Annotated in this window: 3 protein-coding genes and 2 tRNA genes; 3 read left to right on the top strand and 2 right to left on the bottom strand. The window is 60.5% G+C overall.

Going from position 1 to position 2,447, the window contains the following annotated elements; genetic code table 11:
* Positions 1 to 292, top strand: a 292-nt coding sequence (locus ABX749_RS29605) for a GyrI-like domain-containing protein (protein ID WP_372899206.1), incomplete at its 5' end; no start/stop codon positions are given.
* 91 nt (positions 293 to 383) lie between these two features.
* Here ABX749_RS29605 and ABX749_RS29600 read toward each other — a convergent pair.
* Together ABX749_RS29600 and ABX749_RS29595 are read right to left on the bottom strand one after the other, a co-directional pair.
* Positions 384 to 620 carry a hypothetical protein gene (locus ABX749_RS29600; RefSeq protein WP_372899205.1) on the bottom strand — a complete coding sequence of 79 codons (237 nt, stop codon included), beginning with the start codon at positions 618 to 620 and terminating at the stop codon, positions 384 to 386.
* Positions 621 to 758: 138 nt separating this feature from the next.
* The gene (locus ABX749_RS29595; RefSeq protein ID WP_372899204.1) at positions 759 to 1,727 is read right to left on the bottom strand and encodes an FAD:protein FMN transferase; all 969 of its coding nucleotides are present in this window, start codon (positions 1,725 to 1,727) and stop codon (positions 759 to 761) included.
* Between the two features lie 284 nt (positions 1,728 to 2,011).
* On the opposite strand from ABX749_RS29595, the gene ABX749_RS29590 reads away from it, so the two are divergent.
* Together ABX749_RS29590 and ABX749_RS29585 are read left to right on the top strand one after the other, a co-directional pair.
* Positions 2,012 to 2,100: transfer RNA gene (locus ABX749_RS29590), tRNA-Ser, on the top strand.
* A gap of 110 nt (positions 2,101 to 2,210) precedes the next feature.
* Positions 2,211 to 2,283 (top strand) — tRNA-Lys (locus tag ABX749_RS29585).
* Positions 2,284 to 2,447: the final 164 nt, after the last annotated feature.

The following is a 2,447-nucleotide window of genomic DNA, read 5'->3' as shown; positions in this document are numbered from 1 at the left end:
GGACCTCAAGACACAAACGCTGTCATACACCAGCGGCATGGTGGTCGACGAAGGCACGGCAACGCCGCCGGGCTTGACCGCGCGATCCCTGCCCGGCTTCAGCGCCATGCACGTCACCCACACCGGACGCTACGAACATTTGGGCAACGCCTGGGCGGCGGCCTACCAGAATTTGCGAGCCTGCAAACGCAAGGTCAACAAAAAACTGCCCGGCGTCGAACTCTACGCCAACAGCCCCGAGAACACTCCGCCCGAGGCGTTGGTGACGCAGCTGTACGTGCCGCTGAAATGACGATCGCTTCGGGCGATTGCGACTCGGCTGCATCACTGCTTGCGCGGAATGGTCGAACGGTCGCCTGTGACCGGGCCAAGCGAGCGATGCACTACTTGCTCGGGTTCATTTCCTTGAGCGATTTGCCTAGGCGTTTGCGGCCGGCTGCGGTCGTTTTTCGCCGCGGGGGGGTTGTGGTGGCGGAATCATTTCCCAGCAACGCGGCAAGGGTGGGCTGGACTTCCTGTTCCGTCTCCGGCAGACCGATTTGCTCGACCGCATCGCTGACGCCGAGAACCACCGACTGGCGCACTCCTTCTCGAAGCCACTGAAAAAAATTCATATTCATGAGTTGAATCCGTTCATTATTCAAAAAAGGGGGACCGCGCGGGCGGCTGACGATCGCTTCATCGGCATCGCGTCACGCCGGTCTTGACTCTCTTGTTTGCCTTCTAAGATCCCGGCGTCGGCGGCGTCCAGACTGATTTCAGTGCGACGGGTCGTCGGTGGGCGGGTCAACCCACTCGAACTCCGCAAAGGGCAGTACACGGACGCTATCCTGACGGTTTTTCGAGCGAACACCGATCATCCGCGGCAAATCGGGATCGCTTTCGGCGGCCGCCCGGATCGCGTCGATGCCGCAAACAAAAAAGGCGGTGCTGCACGCTTCGGCGTCGGTGGCGTTGTCGGCAATCGCCGTCAACGACAGCAGTTCGCCAGCCGGATATCCGCTTCTGGGGTCAATCACGTGCCCGTAACGTCGCCCGCGGTGGTGAAAGAATTGTTTGCCCGAACCGCTGGTCGAAAGCGCCTCGTCGCGGAGACGAATGCCGGCCAATCGCTGCTTGGGCTTGGTCGGATGCGAAATGCCGACCGCCCAGCCCTGCCGGGTGTCGGCGAGCTGGTCGCCGCGGGCGATCACACTGCTGCCGCCGCCGTGAATCAGAAAGTTTTGCAGCCCCCGCGCGGTGAGAGTTTCGGCGAGTTCGTCGAGTGCGAATCCTTTGCCGATCGCTCCCAAGTTGATTTCCATCCCCGGCCGCTCGAAGGCGACCGAGCGATGTTCGTCGTCGAGCCGGACGGCGGTGTAACCCACCCGGTCCACCGCGGCTTGGACCTCCGCAGCGGTCGGTTTTCTTCCCCGCCGTTCGGTGAAGCCCCAAACCCGCACCAGCGGGCCGGCGGTGATATCAAACGCACCGGCCGACTTTTCGCTCCATGCGATCGACCGCTGGATCAAACGGTACGTGCTTTCGGAAACCGAGACCGGTCGCTCACTGGCGACGGCGTTGATTTGAGAAATCTCGCTGTCTTCGCGATAGACCGTCAAATCAGCTTCGATCCGGTCGAGCAATTCCAGAGCTTCGAAGGCAGCCTCGACCAGATGCGCGTCGGATTCAGCCAGCAACACCGAGAATTCTGCCGCCATCGCGTGGTGTGAAATCGTGGTCAGCATCGTGGCGTCGGTCGTCAGCGGCAAAAACGCGGCAAGTGTGGGATTCAGGTCGTCAAGACTGTCGGCGATTGCCCGAACCGGTCAAGGCCAGCTCCAACAAGGCCAAGCAAAAACCGTCCAAACACGGGCTCGGACGTCCCAAAATGGCCCGAACCCGGCCGGCCGATTGAATCTCTATTATTTCCGCCCGGGGAAGGCAAAACGATGGGTTGTCAAGAATTGATCTATCCCGCACAATCTCGCCTCAAGAAAGACCCACCGAGTCACCGAAAAACGGTGGGTACGGAGCGGTGGCTGAGTGGTCGAAAGCGCCGGTTTGCTAAATCGGTGAACGGGTCAAACCGTTCCGCAGGTTCAAATCCTGTCCGCTCCGCTTGAGCGTCTCCCACGGAGACACTCAATAAAATGAATTCGGTGGCCGTTAGATCCTTGGCGGTCTTGCGGTCATCGACGACAGACGCGGGCTACACCCCACGTCGCGATGAGAGTGTAGCTCAGTTGGTAGAGCATTCGACTTTTAATCGAAAGGTCCTGGGTTCAAGTCCCAGCACTCTCACGTTGTTTGCCCCGCGGTCGCGAAACGCTCGACGGTTTAGTGACGCGAGTGGCTCTTCCGGCCAGAATTCATGTGGCCAACATCGATGTGGCACTGCGTCGCGGGTTACCCCGACAGGGCAACGCCGTGAAGCATTTTTTAGCGGTAGGGCGCGAGCCCTCCGG

It is taken from the genome of Stieleria sp. (assembly GCF_041595215.1).
In the GTDB taxonomy this organism is placed as follows: Bacteria; Planctomycetota; Planctomycetia; order Pirellulales; family Pirellulaceae; genus Stieleria; species Stieleria magnilauensis.
This window is presented reverse-complemented; position numbering and strand designations above follow the sequence as displayed.